Source organism: Pedobacter sp. JCM 36344 (assembly GCF_046546555.1).
Lineage (GTDB): Bacteria > Bacteroidota > Bacteroidia > Sphingobacteriales > Sphingobacteriaceae > Pedobacter.
On record NZ_JBKHKK010000003.1, the window covers coordinates 41,317 to 66,285 of the forward strand.

General features: G+C 39.4%; 27 protein-coding genes and 1 tRNA gene. 9 read left to right on the top strand and 19 right to left on the bottom strand.

From position 1 onward, the window contains the following. The first annotated feature begins 112 nt into the window (after positions 1 to 112). The gene (locus tag ACHFIZ_RS03715) at positions 113 to 349 is read left to right on the top strand and encodes a hypothetical protein (protein WP_410882990.1); all 237 of its coding nucleotides are present in this window, start codon (positions 113 to 115) and stop codon (positions 347 to 349) included. Between the two features lie 213 nt (positions 350 to 562). On the opposite strand, the gene ACHFIZ_RS03720 is transcribed toward ACHFIZ_RS03715, so the two are convergent. The 8 genes from ACHFIZ_RS03720 to ACHFIZ_RS03755 form a co-directional block, all read right to left on the bottom strand. Then, complete coding sequence (locus tag ACHFIZ_RS03720; protein WP_410882992.1) at positions 563 to 1,009, bottom strand: GNAT family N-acetyltransferase; 447 nt, start codon at positions 1,007 to 1,009, stop codon at positions 563 to 565. Between the two features lie 76 nt (positions 1,010 to 1,085). Further along, positions 1,086 to 1,364 carry a hypothetical protein gene (locus ACHFIZ_RS03725; RefSeq protein WP_410882994.1) on the bottom strand — a complete coding sequence of 93 codons (279 nt, stop codon included), beginning with the start codon at positions 1,362 to 1,364 and terminating at the stop codon, positions 1,086 to 1,088. Positions 1,365 to 1,371: 7 nt separating this feature from the next. Beyond that, positions 1,372 to 1,614, bottom strand: a complete 243-nt coding sequence (locus ACHFIZ_RS03730; protein ID WP_410882996.1) for a zinc-binding dehydrogenase — start codon at positions 1,612 to 1,614, stop codon at positions 1,372 to 1,374. A 231-nt stretch (positions 1,615 to 1,845) separates the two neighbouring features. Continuing rightward, positions 1,846 to 3,207 carry a hypothetical protein gene (locus tag ACHFIZ_RS03735; protein ID WP_410882997.1) on the bottom strand — a complete coding sequence of 454 codons (1,362 nt, stop codon included), beginning with the start codon at positions 3,205 to 3,207 and terminating at the stop codon, positions 1,846 to 1,848. Between the two features lie 21 nt (positions 3,208 to 3,228). Next, positions 3,229 to 3,855, bottom strand: a complete 627-nt coding sequence (locus ACHFIZ_RS03740) for a YceI family protein (RefSeq protein ID WP_410882999.1) — start codon at positions 3,853 to 3,855, stop codon at positions 3,229 to 3,231. Between the two features lie 147 nt (positions 3,856 to 4,002). Further along, positions 4,003 to 4,413: a hypothetical protein gene (locus tag ACHFIZ_RS03745; RefSeq protein WP_410883001.1), complete on the bottom strand. Its 411-nt coding sequence runs from the start codon at positions 4,411 to 4,413 to the stop codon at positions 4,003 to 4,005. Positions 4,414 to 4,415: 2 nt separating this feature from the next. After that, entirely contained in the window at positions 4,416 to 4,913 is a 498-nt protein-coding gene (locus ACHFIZ_RS03750) for a YceI family protein (protein ID WP_410883003.1), read from the bottom strand. 462 nt (positions 4,914 to 5,375) lie between these two features. Then, positions 5,376 to 5,708, bottom strand: a complete 333-nt coding sequence (locus tag ACHFIZ_RS03755; protein ID WP_410883005.1) for a hypothetical protein — start codon at positions 5,706 to 5,708, stop codon at positions 5,376 to 5,378. A gap of 215 nt (positions 5,709 to 5,923) precedes the next feature. Here ACHFIZ_RS03755 and ACHFIZ_RS03760 point away from each other — a divergent pair, with 215 nt between their 5' ends. The 5 genes from ACHFIZ_RS03760 to ACHFIZ_RS03780 all read left to right on the top strand — a co-directional run bounded on the left by ACHFIZ_RS03760 (position 5,924) and on the right by ACHFIZ_RS03780 (position 10,004). Continuing rightward, the gene (locus ACHFIZ_RS03760) at positions 5,924 to 6,547 is read left to right on the top strand and encodes a Crp/Fnr family transcriptional regulator (RefSeq protein ID WP_410883007.1); all 624 of its coding nucleotides are present in this window, start codon (positions 5,924 to 5,926) and stop codon (positions 6,545 to 6,547) included. A gap of 60 nt (positions 6,548 to 6,607) precedes the next feature. After that, complete coding sequence (locus tag ACHFIZ_RS03765) at positions 6,608 to 7,399, top strand: sulfite exporter TauE/SafE family protein (RefSeq protein WP_410883009.1); 792 nt, start codon at positions 6,608 to 6,610, stop codon at positions 7,397 to 7,399. Between the two features lie 82 nt (positions 7,400 to 7,481). After that, positions 7,482 to 8,882 (top strand): rhodanese-like domain-containing protein, encoded by a 1,401-nt coding sequence (locus ACHFIZ_RS03770; RefSeq protein ID WP_410883011.1) that lies wholly within the window; start codon positions 7,482 to 7,484, stop codon positions 8,880 to 8,882. Between the two features lie 58 nt (positions 8,883 to 8,940). Further along, positions 8,941 to 9,504: a YeeE/YedE family protein gene (locus ACHFIZ_RS03775; protein WP_410883013.1), complete on the top strand. Its 564-nt coding sequence runs from the start codon at positions 8,941 to 8,943 to the stop codon at positions 9,502 to 9,504. Between the two features lie 5 nt (positions 9,505 to 9,509). Next, the gene (locus tag ACHFIZ_RS03780) at positions 9,510 to 10,004 is read left to right on the top strand and encodes a DUF6691 family protein (RefSeq protein ID WP_410883015.1); all 495 of its coding nucleotides are present in this window, start codon (positions 9,510 to 9,512) and stop codon (positions 10,002 to 10,004) included. A 34-nt stretch (positions 10,005 to 10,038) separates the two neighbouring features. On the opposite strand, the gene ACHFIZ_RS03785 is transcribed toward ACHFIZ_RS03780, so the two are convergent. The 9 genes from ACHFIZ_RS03785 to pyrF form a co-directional block, all read right to left on the bottom strand. Continuing rightward, complete coding sequence (locus ACHFIZ_RS03785) at positions 10,039 to 11,544, bottom strand: PAS domain-containing protein (RefSeq protein WP_410883017.1); 1,506 nt, start codon at positions 11,542 to 11,544, stop codon at positions 10,039 to 10,041. Between the two features lie 293 nt (positions 11,545 to 11,837). After that, positions 11,838 to 11,921: transfer RNA gene (locus tag ACHFIZ_RS03790), tRNA-Leu, on the bottom strand. Between the two features lie 21 nt (positions 11,922 to 11,942). Further along, positions 11,943 to 12,707: an MBL fold metallo-hydrolase gene (locus ACHFIZ_RS03795; protein WP_410883019.1), complete on the bottom strand. Its 765-nt coding sequence runs from the start codon at positions 12,705 to 12,707 to the stop codon at positions 11,943 to 11,945. Positions 12,708 to 12,739: 32 nt separating this feature from the next. Continuing rightward, the gene (locus ACHFIZ_RS03800; protein WP_410883021.1) at positions 12,740 to 13,390 is read right to left on the bottom strand and encodes a LolA family protein; all 651 of its coding nucleotides are present in this window, start codon (positions 13,388 to 13,390) and stop codon (positions 12,740 to 12,742) included. An 11-nt stretch (positions 13,391 to 13,401) separates the two neighbouring features. Continuing rightward, the gene (locus tag ACHFIZ_RS03805) at positions 13,402 to 15,969 is read right to left on the bottom strand and encodes a DNA translocase FtsK 4TM domain-containing protein (protein ID WP_410883023.1); all 2,568 of its coding nucleotides are present in this window, start codon (positions 15,967 to 15,969) and stop codon (positions 13,402 to 13,404) included. A 297-nt stretch (positions 15,970 to 16,266) separates the two neighbouring features. Next, positions 16,267 to 16,488 (bottom strand): PspC domain-containing protein, encoded by a 222-nt coding sequence (locus ACHFIZ_RS03810; RefSeq protein WP_410883025.1) that lies wholly within the window; start codon positions 16,486 to 16,488, stop codon positions 16,267 to 16,269. Position 16,489: 1 nt separating this feature from the next. After that, the gene (locus tag ACHFIZ_RS03815; protein WP_410883027.1) at positions 16,490 to 17,773 is read right to left on the bottom strand and encodes a DUF2851 family protein; all 1,284 of its coding nucleotides are present in this window, start codon (positions 17,771 to 17,773) and stop codon (positions 16,490 to 16,492) included. A 28-nt stretch (positions 17,774 to 17,801) separates the two neighbouring features. Beyond that, on the bottom strand, positions 17,802 to 18,713 hold the full coding sequence (locus ACHFIZ_RS03820) for a DMT family transporter (RefSeq protein WP_410883029.1): 912 nt from the start codon (positions 18,711 to 18,713) through the stop codon (positions 17,802 to 17,804). Then, positions 18,710 to 19,540, bottom strand: coding sequence for an orotidine-5'-phosphate decarboxylase (gene pyrF, locus ACHFIZ_RS03825; RefSeq protein ID WP_410883030.1), 831 nt, complete (start codon positions 19,538 to 19,540; stop codon positions 18,710 to 18,712). Before pyrF ends, ACHFIZ_RS03820 begins: the two co-directional genes overlap by 4 nt. A 272-nt stretch (positions 19,541 to 19,812) precedes the next feature. On the opposite strand from pyrF, the gene rho reads away from it, so the two are divergent. Both rho and pssA read left to right on the top strand, forming a co-directional pair. After that, complete coding sequence (rho, locus tag ACHFIZ_RS03830) at positions 19,813 to 21,516, top strand: transcription termination factor Rho (RefSeq protein ID WP_410883032.1); 1,704 nt, start codon at positions 19,813 to 19,815, stop codon at positions 21,514 to 21,516. A gap of 17 nt (positions 21,517 to 21,533) precedes the next feature. Then, positions 21,534 to 22,217, top strand: a complete 684-nt coding sequence (pssA, locus tag ACHFIZ_RS03835; RefSeq protein WP_410883033.1) for a CDP-diacylglycerol--serine O-phosphatidyltransferase — start codon at positions 21,534 to 21,536, stop codon at positions 22,215 to 22,217. Here pssA and ACHFIZ_RS03840 read toward each other — a convergent pair. Together ACHFIZ_RS03840 and folK are read right to left on the bottom strand one after the other, a co-directional pair. Further along, positions 22,214 to 22,591 (bottom strand): Hpt domain-containing protein, encoded by a 378-nt coding sequence (locus ACHFIZ_RS03840; RefSeq protein ID WP_410883035.1) that lies wholly within the window; start codon positions 22,589 to 22,591, stop codon positions 22,214 to 22,216. The genes pssA and ACHFIZ_RS03840 overlap by 4 nt on opposite strands. Positions 22,592 to 22,641: 50 nt before the next feature. After that, positions 22,642 to 23,136 (bottom strand): 2-amino-4-hydroxy-6-hydroxymethyldihydropteridine diphosphokinase, encoded by a 495-nt coding sequence (gene folK, locus ACHFIZ_RS03845; protein ID WP_410883037.1) that lies wholly within the window; start codon positions 23,134 to 23,136, stop codon positions 22,642 to 22,644. Positions 23,137 to 23,189: 53 nt separating this feature from the next. Between folK and sppA the strand changes: the two genes are divergently transcribed. After that, on the top strand, positions 23,190 to 24,962 hold the full coding sequence (sppA, locus tag ACHFIZ_RS03850; RefSeq protein WP_410883039.1) for a signal peptide peptidase SppA: 1,773 nt from the start codon (positions 23,190 to 23,192) through the stop codon (positions 24,960 to 24,962). Positions 24,963 to 24,969: the final 7 nt, after the last annotated feature.

Below are 24,969 nucleotides of genomic sequence, written 5' to 3' on the forward strand. Positions count from 1 at the left end.
GTTTAAGATCTAAAAATTCGTAAAGAATGAATAAAGCAGGAGATGTGCCAAATATAAAGCAAACATTTAAGCTCATTATTGTCTTTCATGTAAAAATAAAACCTTTAACCAAATGCCAAAAACAGACATTCATATCAACACAGACCTTCAGAAATTCATTCAAAAATTTGAGCCTCACAAGTTTAAGGTTCTTGCAAGAGGGATTGAGATCAGGGGAACAGGAGACTTGCACCGCAGTATTACTTTTGCAAAAGAATTGATTGAAAGGTTAAAATTGAATTTAACCGTGCATCATTCAGCTGAAATGGCCAGTTACGGCGGTTTTGAAGTTTTGCATGGCCTACACTAAAGTCCGTATGCTATCAACTTAACCCACGGTCTGCAACCTTTCTTGTTATAACCACTATACTTCTATGAATAAATTCACTAAAACTGTGACCCTCAATGGGCATAAGATAAAAGCGATTTCATGGTGGGTGCAACCATATACGTAGATGGCGGCATCACGTTATACCAAAGATTTGTGAACAATAGTTAATTAGCTATCTCAGGTAAGTTAAGATCATAACCTTATCATTTCAACGTGCTCAATACCATCTTCATCATAAACTTCTCCATGCTTGACAAATCCTAGAGAAGTATAAAAGGGCAGTGCATAAGTTTGGGCGCCAATACGAATTGGCCCCTTGCCGAATATTAATTCACAATTCTCAATGGAAAGTTCCATCAACACTCTGCCTAAACCCGTACCTCGAAAAGCTGGCGAGGTAAGCACCCTGCCAATCGACACCTCCTCATAGGAAACTCCTGCAGGTAGAAGTCGGCTATAAGCAGCCAAATGCCCCTCAGAGAATAAAGAAAGATGAAAACAATGTTGGTCTTTATCATCCTGATCCAGAAAAACGCAGCTTTGTTCAATAACAAATACCTCGCTGCGTAGGCGAAGTATATCGTAAAGTTCCTGACCAGAAAGATCATTAAAGGCTTTGACAGTATGTGTTAAACTCATTAAATGGGAGGTATTAAAGCAGCTAAGTTAGCAATTTTCAATACCTCCCATTTAATGATTGTTTAGAAAAAGCAAATCAAGGCTTTGCGATCTCTAAAACGATCCTACCACTAATATCGCCCTTTTTCATGTCCTCAAACACCGTATTGATGTCTTCTAGTTTAGCTGCTTTTACGGTCGCTTTCACCTTCCCTTCCAATGCAAACGAAATAGCTTCTTCCATATCTTTTCGTGTACCTACAATGGAGCCCCTAATTGTGATGCCATTAATCACAGTATTAAAGATAGACAGATCAAAAGTACCAGGAGGTAAGCCGTTTAGTGAAAGAACTCCTTTACGCCTTAACGCGCTCATTCCTTGGTTAAAGGCGATTGTAGAGGGTGCTGTAACTAGCGGTTAGATCTGCACCTAAATCCTTTGCCAGCTGGAGTTTGTCATCCGAAATATCTATAGCTGCAACATGTAGTCCCATTGCCTTTGCATACTGAACAGCCAAGTGGCCTAAACCACCAATTCCGGAAATAACTACCCATTCTCCAGGTTTTGCTTCTGTTCCTTTCAACCCTTTATACACCGTTACTCCGGCACAAATAATTAGTGCCATTGCGGTAAAATCGATATTTGAGGGAATCGTGCCACGTATCTGGAATCTGCAATAACATATTCTGCGAAGCTTATGCATGCAAATCTGTATGACAAACGCCACAGGCGATAACTTTAACTAAAATTTCATTTTCGCCAGGTTCTCTAACCTTAACTTCTTCAATTTACAAGGGCTGTCCAAACTGATGGACAACCGCTGCTTTCATTATTTTAGTTATCATAATTTTTGGAATTAGAAACCAACTACCGCTTCTATTACATAACCATTGAATTTACCTCCGGCGCGGTAATCCTGAGTAGGGAAATCTTCATATTTTTGCACCACATATTCTCCTTTTAATAACACGTTTTTGGTTAAAAACCAGCCTGCTGCTGCTGCAACGCGATTAATCTTTACGTCATCTGCATAATTAATCACAGCTGTATTTGCCAAGCGTGCTTTCACAGTATTGTATTTAGCGCCAATGAACAAGTTTTCATTTTTCCCGAAGCGGTAAACTGCATCTGCTGCAAACTGATTCATCTTCCGGGTGTCTGTTTCTTTGGATGTTCTTCCTGAAGCTGCTTCAAAAGTCCCGAATAATTCCAGTCCTTTAAACTTTAAGAAGCCATTAAGCATAACAGTATTAACTTTTTTGCTAAAACCTGGATTGAAACGACCAGAGAAAGCTAATGGTGTTCCGGCACCGCTTGTACTACTTGGGTTAGCAGAATTAAGCTCCATTACATACTGATAGTTAGATCCAGAACGGTCGCCGCCAAATATTGTATTGCCCCCAGAGCTTTGATTGCCGTAATAAGAAGCACTTACTCTAAGGCGTACATCATCCATAACTTGTTTATCAAAACCACCCTTTAATAATATAGAGGGCGCTTTTTTGTAGTCGCCATCAGGGTTTGATGCAGCATACAGGGAATCGACATTACCTTTTATCATGCCATTTGTTGCTCCTAGCAATCCAAAGAAACCATTTTTTCTTAGCATAACTTGTCCGCCAATTTCTGTTGCAAACTCATCAACGATGTTACCTTCCATAAATGGATTGTAGATGGTACTACCACCGTCACTTCTGCGGAAATGCTCGTCTCCATAATCTACCTCAAAGTGTCCGATTTTTATTGTTGCGATCTCCATGATGTCATCCCAGATCTTGCCATTGAAAGGAAGTTTATCGAACTGAATGTACCCACCTTTAACCCAAGTTTCGTTGTGGTGTTTGGTAGAAAGATAGCTGGTAATATTTAACCTGATCCCATCTGCCAATTGAACATCCATATATAAGTTGGCCTGTGCTGTTTGAAATCCAGGGGTAATTATTTTCAGCCTATTCCCTGGTACAGCAGGATTAAATGAGCCGATGTTGTTATTTAAAGCACCTGGATTTTTATGCTTTAAGTTTTGAAACTGTTGTGTAAACCCGGCACCAAACTTAAGTTTTAAGCCATCGAAAGTTGTAGAAGAGTCTTTTGGATCTTCGAATACATTGATCCCTGTTTTGTCATAAGGTCTTAAATTGTCGATCTTTTGGAACTGAGCAAAAGAAGTAAAGGGTACGATACTAAAGGCAATGACTGCCAATGTTGAGAATTTCATGATTTGAATATAATTGGGTTGTTAATTTTTAAAAGTTAGGTTGTAGTTAATACTAAGCTCATCTCCTACTTTCATTGCACCAAGCATAAAACTTGGAGGTTGAATACTATAGTCGGTTAGCTTGACTCTTTGTGTTCCTGTACAGGTGATGCTTTGATCAGGATTAACCGTACTATTCACCTGCATGGTTATCATTTTAGATACACCGGCAATGCTAAGTGTTCCTGTTGCTTTTACACTGAACTTACCTTTTGATATCGGAGTAATTACAGCATTACTTAACTTAAAACTAATTTTCGGGTGCTCATCTGCTTTGATCACTTTGTAAGTACGCGTGTCCATAGAACTGTGTTCGCTTTTAAGACTTTTTGCATTGACACTGAAGCTTAAGGAAGACAAAGTCTTTGGCACATTTTCATTTCCTGCAAGTGAACCAAAATCGGCCTCACATGTCGGGTTATTCGCGGTCATTTCCCAGTCGTGAACATTGGATTTACCAGAAACCCGAATCAGGTTTTCTTTAGCAGCGTTTAGCTTGTAGTTTGACTGTGCTTTAAGGTCTTGGCCGGAAGCCAATCCCATAAAGATCAAGAGCGCCATGTATTTAAATGGAGACCTTAATATGGTGAAGCGTAGTATTGTTTTCATAATAATATAATTAATTTGTTTAATCAAAAGTAGATCAAAGCTGATGGCCAGAACAGCATACCAAACATAACAAAAGGTGATTCTCGTCACATTAACTTCCATTAACCTTATAATTTTAATAATTATAAGCTATGAAGACACTAATGCCTAAGGATTGAACTTTGCGAACAAGATTCCGGCAATGACCGACTGTGCAAAGCCGTATAAAAACCAGCTCATTACCATGAATGCTGTCACATCCATAGCGCTAAAAGTGATCCACATAACGGGAAGCAGGGATACCATGGCATAGACAAATCCAAACTCCAATCCCCTCCATAGAATTGATCCGTGAAATAGTCTTTTAAAACGGTCCCAAAACCATGATAGCGCGAAGCTGATCACAAAAGCGTGGGTGTAAAATAGGATATCCCTGTCTCCATGCGAATCAAACAGGGGATTGTTGTAATCAACAAAGAAGCTGGGAAAGAACTTGATTCCAAAATACAGACTTCCGTAACTCAGGATTGACAATACAACTCCGGCAAGCAATCCGGTAAAGATAATTTTCTTCATCATAGCTAGTTTAAGATTTTAATATTGAGCATAAATTCTACGTTCAATTCGTTATTGGTTTTAATCATCCCTCCCAGCCTTTTTGGAGGGACTATATTAAAGTCGGAGAAATGCAGTGTTTTGGTTCCAGTCATTCGGAGGCGTTTCTCCGCAGCCATTACATATTGGTAATCTACTTCGAAGCGTTTCACTGCACCTGCAAGCTCTATAGTCACGAAGCCTTTGATTGCAACACCCGGATTTGCCGGGTCGGGATAACTACTGAGGTCTTCAAAGGTGATAATGAGCCTAGGGAATGATTTGGCCTTCAGTATTTTCCGTAGGTCACTGGTCATCATTGGGTTTTTACAATCAAACTTCTGTACACCAAGAACCATTGAACCGCTGATTTTCACACGTTGTCGGTTAGTTTCTTTACCAATGGTGAGCGTATCAGGTAGTTCATATTCGGGGATTACGCAACTGAACTTGTTGATGTTTGTACTCCCATTTACCTTGAGCATACATTGCTTACTTAAAGCCCATTTAACAGGACTGCTCAAATTGGACAAATTGGTTGACGCTACATTAAAGCCATAAATAGGCCATGAAATGGTTGTTAAGCACAATAATAACCTGAAGAATTTTACTTTAAAAATCGGCATCTTAGTCATTTTTCCATGGCAAATTTTAGTGATGAAATATGCTGCAAGCTCGATTTATTATTTCCCTCCCCGATTGATAAACGTTGGGATTTTGGGTGACCTGTATCATTAAAACAGTTAATAGGCGTTTTACTGGCGTAGCCTTTGTTGGGGTGATCTAGGACATAGTGCGGCCTGAGAGGGGGTTTGTAAGGGTAAAGGGTACCCTGATGCTTACAAGCATGCACGCAGCCCCTAACGAGCTCCTTCTGAGCTTAGTCGCAGGTCGAGATTTTGGAACTATTTACGTTCGCCCTGCTATTTCCGTTTACATAAAATAGGCTAATTCCATCGGGGCTTTATGCCGTAAACAGATTTATATACTGCTAATATTTCCGCCTTAACATCATTGGGCGCATCATCATTACTCTTATCTTTCGTAAAATACCAATAAACATCCAGTGCTTCTATGTCTTCCAGAAGCATCTTGGGCGCCCATTGGCCTATAGGTAATTTGACTCCGACATAAACTAGATTGACCCTTCCCCGCTCAAGGGCGTATATTACATAAATGCCCAGAAAATCTTTAGGAACATTGGAGACCTCTGCGAGCTCATTATCCGGTTCAAAGAAAAAATGACCGTTGTTTTTATACTTATTTAGTTCATCAAACATTGTGATTGTATTGTGGAGCAAATTAACAGAATATTTTGCAGATACGCTGTAGTGTCAGTTTTATTGCTAAAAACGCAAGGTAATGGCCATGGAGTTATAAACTCAAACTTATAATTAAAGCAGAATATTGGATCGCCTATTCCATACGCAATTTTATTGCTTCAATTGGGTTTGGATAGGCAAAAGAACCGCTATCAAATCAATACTTTTACTGCATGGATAATTTAGAACAGATCCCAGAGTTTAAGTCATCGCCCGAACTCATAAAAAAGCTATATCAGTACAGCACTAAGAAACACTTTGATGCTGGAAGTATTATATTGAACGAGAATTCTAATATTCGTTCCATTCCTATCGTTATTAAGGGCGTTATGAAGGTGATCCGCACAGAAGAAGATGGCAGAGAAATTTTGCTTTATTACATCAAAGCCGGCGAAAGCTGTATCATGTCTTTCCTCGGCGGATTACACAATGAAACCAGTAAGGTGAAGGCCGAAGTCGAAGAAGATGCCGAAATCCTGTTTCTACCAATGGATAAAGTTTCTCTGTTTATCAAAGAGTATCCCCAATGGCTCGACTATATTTTCCGCCTTTACCATAAACGTTTCGAAGAATTATTGGAGATTGTAAATGCCATCGCATTTAAGAAAGTTGACGAACGCTTGGTGACATTTCTTAAAAATAAATCAGCATTAACGGGTTCAAAAACGATCACGATAACCCACGAACAACTAGCTAATGAACTTGGCACTGCACGCGTAGTGGTCTCCAGGCTTTTAAAACAGCTGGAAGACAGCGGCACAGTGCAACTTGGGCGAAATAAGATTTCCCTTGTGTAACCAAAGTTACTGTAGGCAACGTTTAATTGATATAGCTTTGACTTATCGATTAAAAAATAAATGGACATTACAGGCTATTTCGCATCTATTCTTATTGGCATTTCTCTTGGCTTGATTGGTGGTGGCGGCAGCATCCTTACGGTACCTGTTTTGGTATATCTCTTTACTGTAGATACCGTGCTAGCTACTACCTATTCCCTTTTTATAGTAGGTTCCACAAGTTTGGCAGGTTCTATATCATACTTTAAAAAAGATCTTATCAACTTTAAAACCGCAATGGTCTTTGGAGTTCCATCGATAGTTGCTGTTTTTTTGACCAGGACTTACTTTCTTCCAGCGATTCCTGAACACATAGCTAGTTTAGGCAGGCTCATCATCACCAAAAGCACCTTACTACTCATTTTCTTTGCGGTATTGATGGTTTTAGCATCCTACAGCATGATAAAAAAAGATAAGAAGAAGGAAGGCGATCAGACCAAACCTATAAACAACTTTTTAGTAGTAATTCAAGGGGTAATAACGGGGATTGTGACTGGATTAATTGGGGCTGGCGGTGGTTTTTTAATTATTCCAGCATTAGTAAATTTACTGAAATTACCTATGAAAGTAGCTATCGGAACATCTCTGGTAATCATAGCGGTAAACTCACTTGCAGGTTTTGCCTTTTCAGTTGGGCATGCTTCAATTCACTGGTCATTTTTATTCACGGTAACCAGCATTGCCATTGTTGGTATATTCATCGGCAGTTTTATATCTACTAAAATCGATAGCAAAAAACTTAAACCAGCTTTCGGTTGGTTCGTGCTAGCTATGGGCATCTATATCATCATCAAAGAAACCTTATTAAAATAAATTTTTCTTATGTAACCAAAGTCACTGAACAGGAAAATAAATCAACGCAACTTTGTAGTACCAAAAATTAAAATAAAGGATTATGTTTTTTCAACATGTTTACGACAAGAGCTTAGCTCAAGCAAGTTATTTAATTGGTTGCCAGGCAACAGGCGAGGCCATTGTAATTGATGCACAACGCGATATGGATGTGTACCTTAAAATTGCGACACAAAACAACCTCAAAATTACCCATATTACCGAAACCCATATCCATGCGGATTTCCTGAGTGGTTCTAGAGAATTAGCAACAGTAACTGGAGCGCAGTTGTACCTGTCCGATGAAGGTGGCAAAGATTGGCAATATCAATTTCCTCATAACGGGTTGAAAAACGGCGATAAAATTAAAGTGGGAAACCTTAGTTTAGAAGTATTGCATACACCAGGACATACGCCAGAAAGCATCAGTTTTTTGTTAACTGATCATCCGGCTACCAACGAGCCTATAATGATTTTTACAGGAGATTTTGTTTTTGTTGGAGATATTGGCCGACCAGATTTACTAGAAAAGGCAGCCGGGATGATTGGTACACAAGAGATAGGCGCTAAAGACATGTATGAATCAATACAACGTTTTGCAGAACTTCCATCGTTTCTCCAAGTTTGGCCAGGTCATGGAGCTGGTTCTGCGTGTGGAAAATCGCTGGGTGCGGTTCCCAGCTCTACAGTGGGTTACGAAAAAATCAGAAATTGGGCATTTCAGTACAATAACGATGAAAAAGGATTTGTAGATTATCTGCTTGAGGGACAACCAGAGCCGCCAAAGTATTTCGCTATGATGAAACACTTGAACAAAGTTAACCGTCCATTGCTAGTAGAAATCCCTCAACATCAACAGTTAAGTAAAGCGCAGTTTCTGCATGCCTATCAGGATGGCATCAAAGTTATTGACACCAGAAACAAAGTTGAGTTTGCAAAAGGCTTCATTCCAGGAAGCATCAATATTCAACATAATAATAGCCTTTCTACTTGGGCAGGATGGATTTTAAACTATCAGGAACAGTTTATCATTGTTGCTGAAACAGGCGAAATGGAAGAGATAACCAGGAAGCTAATGCGAATTGGTTTAGATAATATTTATGGCTATATCACTGATGTTACTAATTTAGATCTGGAATTAAATACCGGAGATCTAGTCAACATCGACACTTTTAAAACCTATATAGGAAAAGAAGATGCGCAAATTATAGATGTACGTGGATCAATAGAGTTTAATGCCGGCCATATTGAAGGCGCCGAGCATGTTTTTGTCGGCACATTGAATGCTAATTTGGATAAAATTAGTAAAGACAAACAAGTCGTTATACATTGTCAGGCTGGTGATCGTGCAACTATTGCCTATTCTATTTTAAGAAGAAATGGCTTTGAAAACGTTAAAAACTACTCCGGTGGAATGAAAGAATGGTTGGAGAAGGATGGTCCGATCAGTAATTTGTCTTCATAATTAATACTTTTACAAAGACAAAATATATTTGCAATAACTATATAGATCTGCAACAACAATGATTGAACTTTTAAAACAACCCTGGCCTTGGTACGTGGCTGGCCCATTGATTGGACTTACGGTGCCTGCACTACTAATTCTAGGAAACAAATCTTTTGGCATCAGCTCTTCATTACGACATATCTGTGCAGCATGTATCCCTGCTAACCTCTCCTTTTTCAAATATGATTGGAAAAAAGAAGCTTGGAATCTATTCTTTGTTTTAGGTATTTTTTTTGGTGGTGCTATAGCAATTAGCCTACTATCTAACCCAAATCCTGTTATAGTGAATCCAAAACTAGCCGTTGAGTTAGCGGGATACGGCATAAGCAATTACGACAACCTTATTCCAACTGATGTAATGAATTGGTCTTCATTATTTACGCTTCGCGGATTTATGATTATGGTTGTAGGCGGATTTCTTGTGGGTTTTGGCACTCGTTATGCCGGAGGCTGCACCAGTGGTCATGCCATAATGGGCTTGTCGAATTTACAATGGCCTTCATTGGTAGCTACAATTTGTTTTATGATTGGAGGGTTTATTATGGCCAATCTAATTCTTCCTCATATTTTAACACTATAGTCAAAATGGAACAATATATAAATACAGATCTTGAATTACGCTCATTAGATTCCGTTTGCGTAAACGAAAGCCAGCTAAACCATAAATGGTACCACAACCTTAAATACCTTGCTGTCGGGGTCCTTTTCGGTATAATATTTGTAAAATCGGAGGTAGTAAGCTGGTTTCGTATTCAGGAGATGTTTAGGCTACAGTCCTTCCACATGTACGGCATTATTGGCAGTGCTGTTGTAGTTGGCATGATATCGGTTTGGCTGATTAAAAAGTTTAATATTAAAACCATTTACGGCGAGACAATTGAATTCCACGCTAAAAAATTTAATAAGGGCCAAATTTATGGCGGCTTAATATTTGGATTGGGCTGGGCAGTTACGGGCGCTTGTCCGGGGCCTCTCTTTGCTCAGATAGGTACTGGTGCAACGGTAATTATTATTACGTTGTTGAGTGCCATAGCAGGGACCTGGGTATACGGCTTAATAAGAGAGAAGTTGCCCCACTAAAATTTGTGCTACTGTAAAAGGTTTATGTGTATATCTAAGCAGGAAGCGAAGATCCCATTCTCTCCGTAGTCTCTGTGGTAATATCCCTGAACGTTCCATAAACTTTTGTACACACGCCATCTTTGTAGTTTGACTTTCCCAGTGTATGTACCCATTTCTGCTCGTTACCTGCAGTGACTAACTCTAGTTCCAGCTCCCAAGGTGTTCCATTTGATACAGCAATTTCAATTGCTTTAGTGATAATCACCCTACTTTTTCCTTCCTTATAGAAGTTAATTGCAGTGCTCAGCTGCGGAATATATTCTTCATCAACCCCATGGATTTCTTTTGTAACTGATGTCCATGATAACTCATTGTTCTTAAGATTCAATTCCCAGCCCCCAACCCTTTTACTTTTATCGGTTTGCTGCATCATCAGATTAAACATATCCACTGATACCTTTTGTGCATCCTTGGCATCTTCTATATCGGTAAGGTCTCTTGTAACTTTTGTAAAACCGATTACCTTTCCTTCTTGGCTATATATTGCTGTGATTACAATACTTCCCCAAAACCTCTTACCATCTTTTCTTACCCTCCAGCCTTCATCTCTAGCTACCCCAGTCTTTCCAGCTTCACTGATTAATTTCTCTGGACTTCCCGCATTTATCTGTTCATCAGTATAAAAAATCCTAAAATTCCTGCCAAGTACTTCTTGAGAACTGTATCCTTTTATCTTTTCTGCACCTTTGTTCCAGTTCTCTACATTACCCGTTTCATCGAGCAGCAGGAAAGCGTAATCATCAATTTCCTGCACCATCTTATTGAAGCGAATCACCCTTAAGTCTTTGTTTGCAACAGACTCCGCTACGATACTAACAATAGTTTGATTAAAGTTATTTGTCGCATTTTTAAACATCGAAAGCCATTCATCATCTATGAGCTCTTTGTCGTACGTAACTAAATCTACCAATCCCATTATAGTGGTTAGAGGTTGCCTGATCTGATGAGATTGGAGCTGGGCAATTTTAATGAGGGACTCGTTTCTTGCCTCTGCGACGTCGATCTGTTGCTGAAGCAGTTTCTTGCCCATTTCCAGTTCCATCAAGAATGTTACTTGTCTGGAAAGCATCGACAATACATTCTGCTGCATTTCAGTAAGGTCGTTAGACTTAAGGTCGAAAAGACATAGCGTACCCAATTTAAGCCCATTTTTAAGAATTAGAGGTGCACCTGCGTAGAACCTCAGTTTGGGGTTTTCGTGTACTAGACTGTTATCTATAAATCTTAGATCTTTTGATGCGTCACCTACAATCAACAAATTGTCTTGTGCAATCGCATATTGGCAAAAAGAGGTTTCCCTTGGCATCACCTCGACATCGGTCCCATACTTTACTTTTAGCCAGTTAAACTCTTCCCCTAAAAATGTAATCATGGCAAGAGGCTTGTCACAAAGCTTAGCTGCAAGCTCAACTATATCCTGAAATTCGGATGACCTGTTAAAATCCAGTTCAAGGTATTTACTTACCTCCGCAAGCCTGCGCTCTTCATCATTTATCATACCCAAGCGTCTGAAGCATACAATTAAATATTATTATTTCTTTTCTCCTAAAGTTATCCAATTTTCTCTTAAAACAAATATATCTGAATTCACAACGGTCAAGGAATTCTTGACAGTCCAAAAAGAAGGAACTAGGAAAATAAAGTTTTACTCTTCAGATGCCATTATCTCCATCAGTTACCGTGTTAGTTCTCGAGGAACGCAGCATGAAAAATTCACCGACTTCTAACATATAATTAAGCGATCTTTAAACACAAATAGCTAACAAATGATTTGTTAGCTATCTCAAAGTGTACCCGAGAGCAGATTCGAACTGCCACGCCGTTGCCAGCACCAGCCCCTCAAGCTGGCGCGTCTACCAATTTCGCCACCCGGGTATAAGAGTTGCAAATATATATTTATTCAGAGAATAATGTTAAGCCATCATAGGCTAATTTCATTCCTTCAGGTAATTCTTTTTCCACCTCCTGATGTAAACCGAGATTATGGCTGATGTGTGTGAAGTAAGTTTGCTCTGCGCCTATCTTCTTTCCAAACTCAACTGCCTCCTCTAATGTGAAATGTGAGATGTGCGTCTGCCTCTGTAAAGCGTTCACCACTAGGATCTTTGTACCCCGAACTTTCGCAATAGTCTCTTCCGAAATTGTCTTTGCATCAGTAATATAAGTAAAATTACCAATCCTGAATCCCAATATCGGCAGCTTATAATGCATGATCGCTAATGGGATGATTTCAGTCTCCCCAATAAAAAAAGGTTCCTGATCTATGGTATGAAGTTCGATTTGAGGCAATCCAGGGTATTTTACATCAGAGAAGATGTAGGAAAACTCTCTTTTCAAAGCATCTTGCACCCGATCCGTTGCATAAATATCAATGTTCTTGTGCAACAAATAATTGAAGGGGCGAATGTCATCAAGACCCGCCACATGATCTTTATGCTCGTGGGTAAATAAAATCGCATCAAGATCCTTAACTTTCGCCCGCAACATCTGGTACCTGAAATCAGGTCCACTGTCGATAACAATTGTCTTATCTCCCGTTTCAATTAATACGGAAACGCGAAGCCTGTTGTTTCTATGATCGTCTGACTGGCAAACTTCGCAGTTACACGTAATAACAGGAATGCCCTGGGAAGTACCAGTACCTAAAAAAGTTATTTTCAAACTGGATTCGTTAAGACCCAAATGTAACCATGTTACCTTAAATCCACAACCTCAACACCAGGATATTTCTTGGCGTTAAAGACGAAAGCGCTCTCGGCAATCTTAACATTCGGTGTAAAGGTTCTAATTGCGTAGGTATACTTATTTCCGCTTTTGTCGAAGATCACTACATTAGTGATCTGTTTGGCAACTTTATCTATAGTCAGGCGAATCTTAAAAATTGATTTCTTAATATCTAGTGGACTCAAGTCAATAGTTTGTAGCGTCTTTGCACCGACTTTCTTTTCACCTATGAATAGGTATTTATAGCCTTTTTCATAGACCGTAAAGATTTTAGCCGGATTCACACCATCCGCATTATTGTCTACATCTGTAATTTGAACTTCTTTATTCTCTTTCAAATATGTCCACTGACTTTTCCCATCGCTATACAACTCCTGATCCGTCATGGTCACTTTATATTTATTCGCATCAGATTTAGCGATCAGACTTCCCTGTTGGGTTTCCTTAATCTTCGCTTGAGGATTTTCTAATGTAAAGCTAAAATCTGTTTTAATGATGTTGTATGACCTATATTTCTTGCTAACTTCAGCAAGAATGGCTTTCGCTTTTGCATCCGTCTGCGCATGTAAACCTAATCCCATACCTATGGTAAGTAGCAAAAGTGCCGTAATCTTTCTCATATTGTGTGTTGTTATGATGATTTGTTGTTCAGCTTATTCAAGAACTGTTCCAAAGCATAATCATCAGGAATTAGAACTTCCCTTGCCTTACTTCCTTCAAATGGACCCACGACGCCGGCAGACTCTAATTGATCAATTATCCTGCCCGCTCTATTGTATCCTAACTTCAGCTTTCTTTGGATCAAAGAAGTAGATCCCTGCTGATGCATTACGATCAAACGCGCAGCATCTTCAAACATTGAATCTCTATCATTTGGATCAAAGTCAAGTTTCGCAGACTCTGCCGCTTCGTCAATATATTCCGGCAATTGGTAAGCTTCTGGATATCCTCTTTGAGTACCAATAAATTCTGAGATCCGATCGACCTCCGGCGTATCGACAAAAGCGCATTGTAACCTGATCAGGTCATTTCCGGTTGAGAGTAGCATATCACCCCGTCCAATCAATTGGTCGGCACCACCGCTATCTAAAATCGTTCTGGAGTCAATCTTCGAGAGTACTCTAAAGGCAAGTCTTGCTGGGAAGTTAGCTTTGATCGTTCCCGTAATGATGTTTACTGATGGTCTTTGTGTTGCCAGAACCAGGTGAATCCCTACTGCCCTTGCCAGTTGTGCCAGCCTTGCAATTGGTGCTTCCACCTCTTTACCAGCTGTCATCATCAAATCTGCAAACTCATCCACAATCAATACGATGTATGGCAGGAACCTATGGGAATTGTTTGGATTAAGCTTTCTTCTGATGAACTTATCATTGTATTCTTTCAGATTTCTTACTTGTGCATCTTTCAATAGATCGTAACGCTGATCCATTTCGATACATAAAGAGTTTAGTGTATTGATAACTTTTTTAGTGTCTGTAATAATTGCATCGGCTTCACCTGGTAGTTTGGCCAGAAAGTGACGCTCAATCTTATTGAATAGCGTCAACTCCACCTTCTTTGGATCTACCAACACAAATTTCAGTTGCGCGGGGTGCTTTTTATAAAGTAAGGAAACAAGAATTGCGTTTATACCTACAGATTTACCTTGTCCGGTTGCTCCTGCTACCAACAAATGGGGCATCTTTGCTAAATCTGCGATGTAAACTTCATTAGAAATTGTCTTTCCTAAAGCAATCGGCAGATCCATTGTAGTACTTTGAAACTTTTCTGTCGCTAAAATGCTGCGCATAGAAACCATCTCCGGATGCAGGTTAGGTACCTCAATACCAATAGTTCCCTTTCCAGGCATTGGTGCAATGATCCGGATGCCTAAAGCAGCTAAACTTAAGGCGATGTCGTCTTCCAAATTCTTTATCTTAGAGATTCTAACGCCCGGTGCTGGTATAATCTCATAAAGGGTGACTGTTGGACCGATCGTAGCCTTAATCTTATCAATCTCAATGTTGTAGTGATTTAAGGTCTCTACAATCTTATTCTTATTTGCCTCCAACTCGTCTGCATCAACAGAGATCTTGTTCGATCCATAGTTTTCCAAAAGGTCGAGGTGGGGATATTTATAGCTAGCCAAATCCAGTGTTGGATCATAAGCTCCATATTGTTCAACCAGCTCCTCAGATTTCTTATCTTCTTCAGTTTTCTCAATGGTAAGTTCATGCGACTTTTCAATCGTCAGCTCAGGTTCAGGCTTTGTTGACGGGTTATCAATTTTGGGCATTAAGACAATCGGCGTGTGCATCACGTTAACCGCGGGAGTGAAAGTTGGAATTATGACTTCATCTTCTATCTTTTCTTCAAATCTTGAAGGGGTGATAACCACATTCTGCTCCTGCTTTCTTACTCTCCCCAACTTGTCATTTACTGTAAATTCAACAGGCTCAGATCGTGTTTCAGACACGAGTTTAATGTTTTCAGGAACTTCAGGTACAATAACATTGTCATTTTGACGCTCAGGAAATTTAAAATCAATGTTGTAAGCGATGATTAGAATGGTTAGCGCAAGAAAAGTAATTAAACCACCTACTCCAGCCCTTCCAATTTGCGCCACTAAAAGCTTATTACTCCAATATCCGAACTCGCCCTCTAAAAAGTGTGGGGTATCACCTAAGAATGAATGTCCAAAACCCAACGCAAATGAAATAAACAACAGAAAAAACAGACTATAACCCAGTGCCTTTTCAATAGAAACGATTTTTACCTTGAACAATAAACGGTAACCGATCACAAAGAATATGAATATGAAAAGAAACGATGCAATACCAAACCATTCGTAGATAAATTGATGGGAAAGAAGCGCACCAAATTTCCCAAGCCAGTTCTGTACTACCGGTGGGATGTTGACCTGCTGCAACTCCTCAAAAGATTTAAAGAGGTTACCCCATCCACCGTTCGCTTTGATTACGTAGCTATAATCTTCTTGCCAGGTGAACAAGTAGGAGGTGAAAGCGATTAGAAAATAAAGTGCGAAAACGATAAAACCCAGGCCGATGATCTTAATAGCTCTCCCATTCTGGAAATCCAGACGGGGCATAAAGTCCAACTTTTCTTTCGCTGGCCTGGCAGTAAAAGAACGGGGATTAGCCTTGTCTGATGACTCATTTTTAAAAGAATTGGACTTGAACTGATTTCCCCTTACCGACATTTTCGTTACTAATATTATTGAATCAACAAACTTAAATAAAAGTGTGGAAGCATTTATCGCGACTGTAAATTATTTCAGCAGGAAGAGATGCTTATTCGAATATAACGTAAAATCGATTGATTTGATCGCTAAGTGAAACGGAGATCTGGTTGATATGGGGTTAACCCTGAAGAGTTTTAGAAACGTCTCAATTAGGCGTTTGAAGTGTGTTTCCTACGTCCTTTCAGGTAGGAAACACTCAGCCGAGACAAAGCTGAGGAAACTCCATTTCAACTAAAAACTGTTGTCAGATATGCACTAAACGTCCCAGATGCGGACACGATTTTTTTTGACGTAGCGCCGAACATCAAGCACTAGGGCTGCCAAAACATAGAAGATAATTGGAAATCCGACGGCTAAAAATGAGGAGTAAATAAAGAAGAGTCTAATCTTACTGATCGACATATTCATTCGTTCCGCGAGCTGCGTACAAACCCCAAAACTCTGTTTTTCAAAATAGGTAACGATCTTCTGGAACATGTTATTTTCTTAATATTTTAATTCCGATACCACAATTTAAACATTTTTTCTGAGTACAGTAATATTTATTTAATTGAAGCAGGGATTGCGACATCAATGCACTATCAATTTTTAGTCCAGCGTCAAGATATTGATTTACAATTGTATTATGCTCTGCCGGAATCTTCTCCAGGAAATTCAATGCCCTGTCTATGAGATGTTGCTGAGCGGTGTATTTTCCATAAGCGAAAAGAAAAACACACACAGTATTGATTAAAATGTTTTCTATTGACTTCTTTCCTAACTGCACCTGCATCTCTGCGACTGGTTTCTTAAAATGGTAGTGTGTCTGCCAATAGGGACTGACATTGAGGTTGATAAATAAGGCTGAGATAGCCTTTAGATCAGGAGCCTTAAGTATCTTTGCGAAAAGTTGATTTGACTGGGCATGAAGTGCAGAGAATTGTGCGAGCCTAACCGTTGGAAAACTAGCCGGTCTCATCCGTAAAAACCTCCAGACCGAAACGTCTATTGAGTTTAGATTATATTTAAGCTTTAAGAATTTGTATTCGGCTTTTAGCAAATGGGCGTATTCACCATCAAGTTTGGTATGTTCGAGGAAGCCCGCCTGCCCGAATATCAAAGCTTCAACTTGAATGGGATTGTCCCAATGTCTATTGAGTAGCTGTAGGGGCAAGGCATTGGCGAGCAGTTCAAATGGTAAAGCATTTACTTTGAATCCAAAGTTTCGGGCAAGGTAAAAATAAAAGGTATCGTACCAGTTGCCTTTGAGATCTTTTACTTTTGCAAGGACTTCAGTTATTTTTTGTTCTAAGCGCTCAACAATTACCCTGGAAAGAAAAGTATTCAGTACGATTGGCTCAATTTCTTTCATTTGTGGTCTGCATGGAAAACTTTCTTTGCAGTCAAGCATTTTTACATAGTTATCGAATAGCAATTCTGAGAATACACCTTTGATGATTAAAGTCGGAATACGTTGCCCGCTTTTGTTTGTGATCGCAACATCATTCTCATATACAACATGTAATATAACCGATTCGTAGGCCTCGTCATTCTGATGTTTGTGCAATTGCCAATCGGATGATTTATTGTGTATCTCTACATTCCCTGCCCACTTTCTTCCATCAATTAACAGCTTAGCTTCAGTGAAATCCGGTCCGGCATGCGTATTTAAAATGCCTGGCTGAATAATTTCCAGCACTTCTCCGCCTACGCAAACTTGATGCGCGCTGTTGAGCAGCCGGTATCGCCAGATAAAAAATAGGAAGTTCTCAGATATTTCCATCTGACCAACCTCTAATTATTTATCGAAATTATACCAGGTTCGCTGCCTTAGGTTCCTTTTTATAGTTGGTGATAAAGACACCCAGGATGATCAACAACGTTGCAATTAAAATATCAAAAGTGATTTTTTCGTTTAAAATAAGCCAACCTAAGAAAAGCGCGATGACCGTATTGAAATAAGATAACACTGATACTTCCGTAGCCGTCACACGCTTTAAAGCATAATGATAACAGAAAAAAGCTACGACGGAACCAAATATCGCTAGGTAAACGACAGCGGAAAGGCTTTGCAGGGTCCAAGTAGAAGGATCAGCATTACGATGTATGATCAGGGCCAATACGAGTTGCACAACGGCGGAGAACGAGAATTGATAGAAAAGATCCAGAAAAATATTGCTCGTTTTATAAGAATTTTTTTTGGTGTATATCGTTCCCACGGACCAGCCAGTTAAGGCTGTGCATATGCAAATTATACCAAAGCGATAATTAGGATCCATCAAATCAGAGATACCATCTCTAAAGATAAAAGCCACCCCAAGGAAGCCTATAATTACGCCGACGACACCTTTTAAACTTGGTTTTTGCAGGCCAATTATTACACTTCCAATAAATACCAGCAATGGGCTCAATGCATTTAAAAGAGAGGTAAGTCCGCTTGGAATACTTTGTTCGGCTACAGTGGTCATACCATTCCCGATTACAATCATAAGCATAGAAACGAGGACCTGTCTGCGGAGATAAGGCCAGCTGTGCCATTTAAATTCCTTTTTACGCCACAGTATGATAAATAAAATCAAAGAGGCTACGCCTTGCCTCATAGTGGTAACGAACCAGGGTGGTATGGTTTCAACAGCTACCCGGATACCCAGGTAAGTAGTACCCCAAATCAGAGCTACGCCCACTAAGGCCAGGACTAAACGAAGATCTGCTTTTTCTTTCATATGATGTTGGCAGCGGATAGGATCTGCTCCATTTCCTGCTGCAACTTTAAAGCTTCTTCCCTTGCTTTTTCAGCAAAATCCTCGCCATTTGATGCATATATAATTCCTCTTGACGAGTTGACTAACAAGCCACATTCCTTATTTAAACCAAACTGACAAACATCAGCTAAACTTCCACCCTGCGCACCCACTCCCGGCACCAATAAGAAATTATCAGGGGCCAACGTCCTAATGCTTTGAAACTCTTCAGCTTTTGTAGCGCCTACCACATACATGAGTTGCTCGCTGTCTGCCCATTGCGAGGAGGTACGGATAACATGTTCATAGAGTTTGCCATTCTGACTTTCGGTAAGCTGGAAATCATTATGGCCTATGTTAGAAGTAAGTGCCAGTAGGATCACCCATTTATCTTTGTGATTTAAAAAAGGCCCCACGGAATCTTTGCCCATATATGGAGCTACGGTGATGGCATCAAAACCCATTCCCGATTGGGCTTCATTAAAAAAAGCATTAGCATACATAGCGGAAGTATTGCCAATATCACCTCTCTTTGCGTCGGCAATTGTGAAAATATCATTAGGTATGTACTTCCAGGTTTCGATTAAAGTCTCCCAACCTTTCAATCCCATAGATTCAAAGAAAGCGGTGTTGGGTTTGTAGGCTACACATAAGTCTTTTGTGGCATCTATAATTTGTTTGTTGAACTCAAGAATAGGATTATCGTATTTTGATAAGTGTTTGGGAATGCTTTCTAAAACTGGATCAAGACCTATACACAAAAAAGATTTTTTGGTTTTAATGTGCTCAAATAACTGCTTCTTATTCATTATAGTGCGAAATGTGAGCACAAAGATGTTAATTTTAACCTTAGTTTCTGTTCGGCACGTTTAGTTTTAGAATAAAATCTTTCAAACAATTTTAAATATTTCTTGTATTTTTGTTTACAATTACATACAATTGCAAGATAATTCCTTAAAGTTTATCTGACCATTCCAGAAAATATTCGCAAAATTTTGTTTCCCATTGTTAATTATAGCCGAATTTCTTGCTTTGACTGATAAATATTTTATAAAAAATTCTCAACACCGAATATCATATAATGTTTAATAAAACAGAATTAAATGAAAAGCTTACAGCAGAATTGCGTGAGCTAGCAAAATCACAAGGTATCTTAAATGCAGACGAGTTACGCAAAGCTGAACTTGTTGAAATCATAGCTCAGATTACAGACCAGGACGGACCTATTGAGGTCACCGCAAATACTAAAACTCAAGTTGTTGCCGTTACCGCTGCAAAACCGCTGAAAGTTAAAACTGTAAAAGAGCCTACAGCAGAAAAAAGTACAAGAAAAAGAATCAGAATTCCTAAAGAGGAAGAAGAGAAAAACGCAGTAAAGCCTTTCAGTAGAGCTTCTTTATTTGATCCCGTTGGAATATCTGAAGGGAAACCTGAGGAGGTAGCTGTCTTGGAAGACAAAGAAGAATCGGCTGTTTCCCCGGAGGTACCTACCCAGGCAGCGCCTGATATAACTCCAACTACAGACATAGCTGCTCCAAATGTTACAATCACTGTTCCTGCCTTTGAAAAGAAAAACAAAGCTTTAAGAGAGGATAACAGACAAAAAGGTCAAAACATTGGTAATGTTTCTTCACAGAAACAAAATGAGAACAGTTATTCCAATCTGGATTTCGACAATACCATCACTAATGAAGGTGTTTTGGAGATCATGCCTGATGGATATGGTTTTTTAAGATCTGCCGATTACAATTACTTGTCTTCACCAGATGATATTTACGTGTCACAGTCACAAATTAAACTATTTGGTTTAAAAACAGGCGATACAGTTAAAGGAAGCATTCGTCCACCGAAAGAGGGCGAGAAATACTTCCCATTGGTAAGGGTAGAAACGATCAATGGTCGCCTTCCTGCTGATGTAAGAGATAGGGTTCCCTTCGATTACCTTACTCCATTATTCCCTACCGAAAGATTAAATCTTTTTACAGAAACCAATAATTATTCAACCAGAATCATAGACTTGTTTACTCCGATAGGTAAAGGTCAGCGTGGTTTGATCGTTGCACAACCTAAAACTGGTAAGACAAACCTACTGAAAGAGGTAGCAAATGCGATTGCTAAAAATCATCCTGAAGTATATCTGATCATCTTATTAATTGATGAACGACCGGAAGAGGTGACTGATATGGCCAGAAGCGTTAGGGCGGAAGTTATCGCTTCTACTTTTGACGAGCCTGCTGAGCGCCATGTTAAAATCGCAAACATCGTATTGGAAAAAGCAAAGAGATTGGTAGAATGCGGACATGATGTAGTGATCCTATTGGATTCCATAACAAGACTAGCTAGAGCTTATAATACCACTGCTCCCGCTTCAGGTAAGATTTTATCAGGTGGTGTAGATGCAAATGCCTTGCATAAGCCAAAGCGTTTCTTTGGTGCGGCACGTAATATTGAAAAAGGTGGTTCATTAACTATCCTTGCAACTGCCTTAACTGATACAGGTTCGAAAATGGACGAGGTGATCTTTGAAGAATTCAAGGGTACAGGTAATATGGAACTTCAGTTAGATCGTAAATTATCTAATAAACGAATCTTCCCTGCAATTGACATCACTGCTTCAAGTACCAGAAGAGATGACCTATTGCATGACAGAGATACGCTGCAAAGAGTTTGGATATTACGTAACCACTTGGCAGATATGAACGCTCAGGAAGCAATGGAATTTGTTCAGGCTCAGATCAAAGGAACAAAATCCAATGAGGAGTTTCTTATTTCCATGAATAGCTAATTTTATTTTTTCATACAATGATAAAAAAGCACATTCCCAATGCAATTACCTGCGCCAATCTTTTCTCAGGCTGCATTGGGGTGGTTTACGCTTTTACTGGAGCGCTAGACGTTGCTGCTTACTTTGTTTTGCTTTCAGGAACTTTCGATTTCTTCGACGGTCTCGTTGCTCGTGCACTAAACGTAAAATCTTCTATTGGCAAGGAACTGGATTCATTGGCAGATATGGTCAGCTTTGGGTTTTTGCCTGGAGTGGTTATGTTTAAGCTTTTGATGGTTAGTGATTTCAGCTCTCCATGGCTACCCTACTTAGGATTTGTGATCACTATTTTTTCAGCATTAAGATTAGCTAAGTTTAATGTGGATACCCGGCAGACGGAGAATTTCATCGGGTTGAACACGCCAATGAATACCTTATTGATTGTATCGCTTCCCTTTATTCAAAAGGATTATCCTCAGATCATTGGATCAACCCTATTTCTGATTGCTTTGACGGTAATCTTAAGTTGGTTATTGATTAGTGAAATACGAATTTTTTCCATGAAGCTAAGCAACCTGAGTTGGGGTCATAATAAATACAAATACCTGTTTCTGATCTCCTCAGTAACGCTGGCAATAGTATTAAAATTTGTTGCGGTGCCCTTTATAATCCTATTGTACATAGGATTCTCAATAGTACATTTTAAGAAAATCAAAGCTTAAAGTTGTTTTTGAAGATTGGCTTTAGCCTCATCCAATTGAGCGTACAGGGTACTAATGAAAAGGCGTACCTCCTCGAAGGCATTTGCCAACTGATGCATATCTGACTTATCACGCGCCCCTTGCTCCATCTCCTGTAGATGTTCCTTCACATCTTCTCTACCAACGTAAGTAAATGTTGGCTTCATCTTATGAGCAGTAGCTGCGACTTTATCCCAATCTTTCTGGACAATTGCATCTTGAAGCTCCGATAAATAGATTGGAGTTTGGGATTTAAAAAGGTCAATCATTTCAATAATAAACTCTGGACTATCACCAGACATCTCTTTGAGATAAGAAAGATCTAAAGGCTCACTATTTTTGTTTGCGTTAATCATTGTTCAACAAACTTAGATAAAAATGTTTTTATATCCAATCTGGCAAATCTTTATATTTTAGTAACGTCCAGCTGATCGTTGAGCTCATTTAAAAGGGCGGAAATTGACTTTTTAAATACCGGATGCTGAAGGTCGGGCGTAATCTCAACCAATGGTTCAAGGACAAATTTCCTGTTGTGCATTTCATGATGGGGAATTTCTAGCTGATTAGGAATGTTAACAATATCGTTACCATAGAAAATGATGTCGATATCAATGAGTCTGGCTCCCCATTTTTCTTCGCGGATTCGCCCAAGCTGTGTTTCAATTTCCAGCGCTTTATTTAATACCTCCAGAGGTGTAAATAAAGTATTTATAGCTATAGCTATATTTAGGAAGCCTGCTTGATCCGTTTTACCCCAGGGAGCTGTTTCATATACAGAAGACCTTTCTTCGATTTCACCTATTTTAGAATTGATATTTTTGATAGCCTCGTTAATTAGTTGAAGTCTGGCCCCCATATTGCTGCCAAGTAACAAATAAACCTTATTGTGATCCAATACCATAAAAGCCCGTGGCTATTTTATTTATATTTACAAATTAAATCTTTAACCTTCAAATGAGAGAATTTTTCAAGTACGTTTTTGCAACTGTCGTAGGCGTCGTTATTTCTTTGTTCCTTATCATCTTCGTTTCAATTTTGCTTATCGTCGGTTTAGTCTCTTCCATGGAGACCAATAAAACGGTTCCTGTGAGGAAAAATTCTGTGTTATTTATGAACCTGGATCAGGCTATTGTGGAACGTACTCCAGATGACACTTTTGCTAACCTTCCGCTTGTTGGTGGCGGTGGCGCAAAGAGCATCGGTTTTAACGATTTGATTAAAGCCCTGGAAAGTGCTAAAACAGATGACGACATTAAATGTATTTATTTGAATGTAAGTTCGCCTAATGCTGGTTATGCCACCATGATTGAAGTGCGTGATGCGCTACTAGACTTTAGAAAGAGTGGTAAAAAGATCATCGCTTACAGCGAAGTGTATACTCAAGGCGCCTACTACCTGGCATCTGCAGCAGATAAAGTGTACTTGAACCCTGAAGGTGCTCTGGAATTTAAGGGGCTAAATTCTCAAGTGATGTTCTTTAAAGGCGCACTCGACAAACTGGGCATAGAGGCACAAATCATCCGAGTAGGAAATTACAAGAGTGCCGTGGAGCCTTTCTTTACGGATAAAATGAGTGATAAAAACCGTGAGCAGGTTACCGCTTATCTGGGCGGATTATATCAAACCTTTTTACAAGGGATATCTGTAACCAGAAAAATCAGTGTACCAGAACTTCATGCCATAGCCGACGATTATAAAATTCAAAAGCCGCAGGATGCGGTCGATAGGAAGCTCGTCGATGGTTTAAGGTATAAAGATCAAATTCTGGAAGAATTGAAGACATTGAGTGGCAAGAAATCGAAAAACAATATTTCTTCAATAACGATAAACGACTACGCAAAAAATGTTGCTAATAAGAAAAGCGACGGCGGCAAAAATAGGATTGCAGTTATCTACGCAAACGGCGACATCATTGGTGGCGAAGGGTCAGATGCCCAAATTGGTTCTGAAAGGATTTCGAGAACTATCAGAAAAGCAAGGATGGATTCTACGATAAAAGGAATCGTGTTGCGGGTAAACTCTCCTGGTGGTAGCGCACTGGCTTCTGATGTTATTTGGAGAGAAATTGTGTTAACTAAACAAGTAAAACCTGTTATTGCTTCCTTTGGCGATGTTGCAGCATCTGGCGGATACTATATCGGTTGTGCGGCTGACTCTATTTTTGTCCAGCCTAATACTATTACAGGCTCTATTGGGGTATTTGGCGTGATCCCCAACTTCCAAAAATTGTATAACGAAAAACTAGGAATAACCTTTGATGGAGTTAAAACTGGTAAGTACGCAGACATTATGAGTACTAATCGTCCGCTAACTCCTGGTGAGCGATTGATCATTCAAACCGATGTCAACAGGGTTTATGATGGATTTATTACCAGAGTGGCTGATGGCAGAAAGAAATCGAAAGCATACATAGATAGCATTGCAGGTGGTAGAGTTTGGGTAGGAACCGATGCTGTCAGAATAGGCTTGGCAGATAGAACCGGAAGTTTTAATGATGCGATCATTGCTGCTGCAAAAAAAGGAAAACTTAAAGATTATAAGGTGGTCGAATATCCTGAGATCCTTGATCCTCTTCAATCGTTTATCGATAACAGTTCTGATAAAATTAGGATGTATTATGCAAAGCAGGAATTAGGCGCTCATTTTTATTTATATGAGCAAATAAAATCGGCTATTGTGAAGTCAGGTGTACAGACGAGAATGCCTTTCGAGATCAAGGTTCAATAATTTGGGG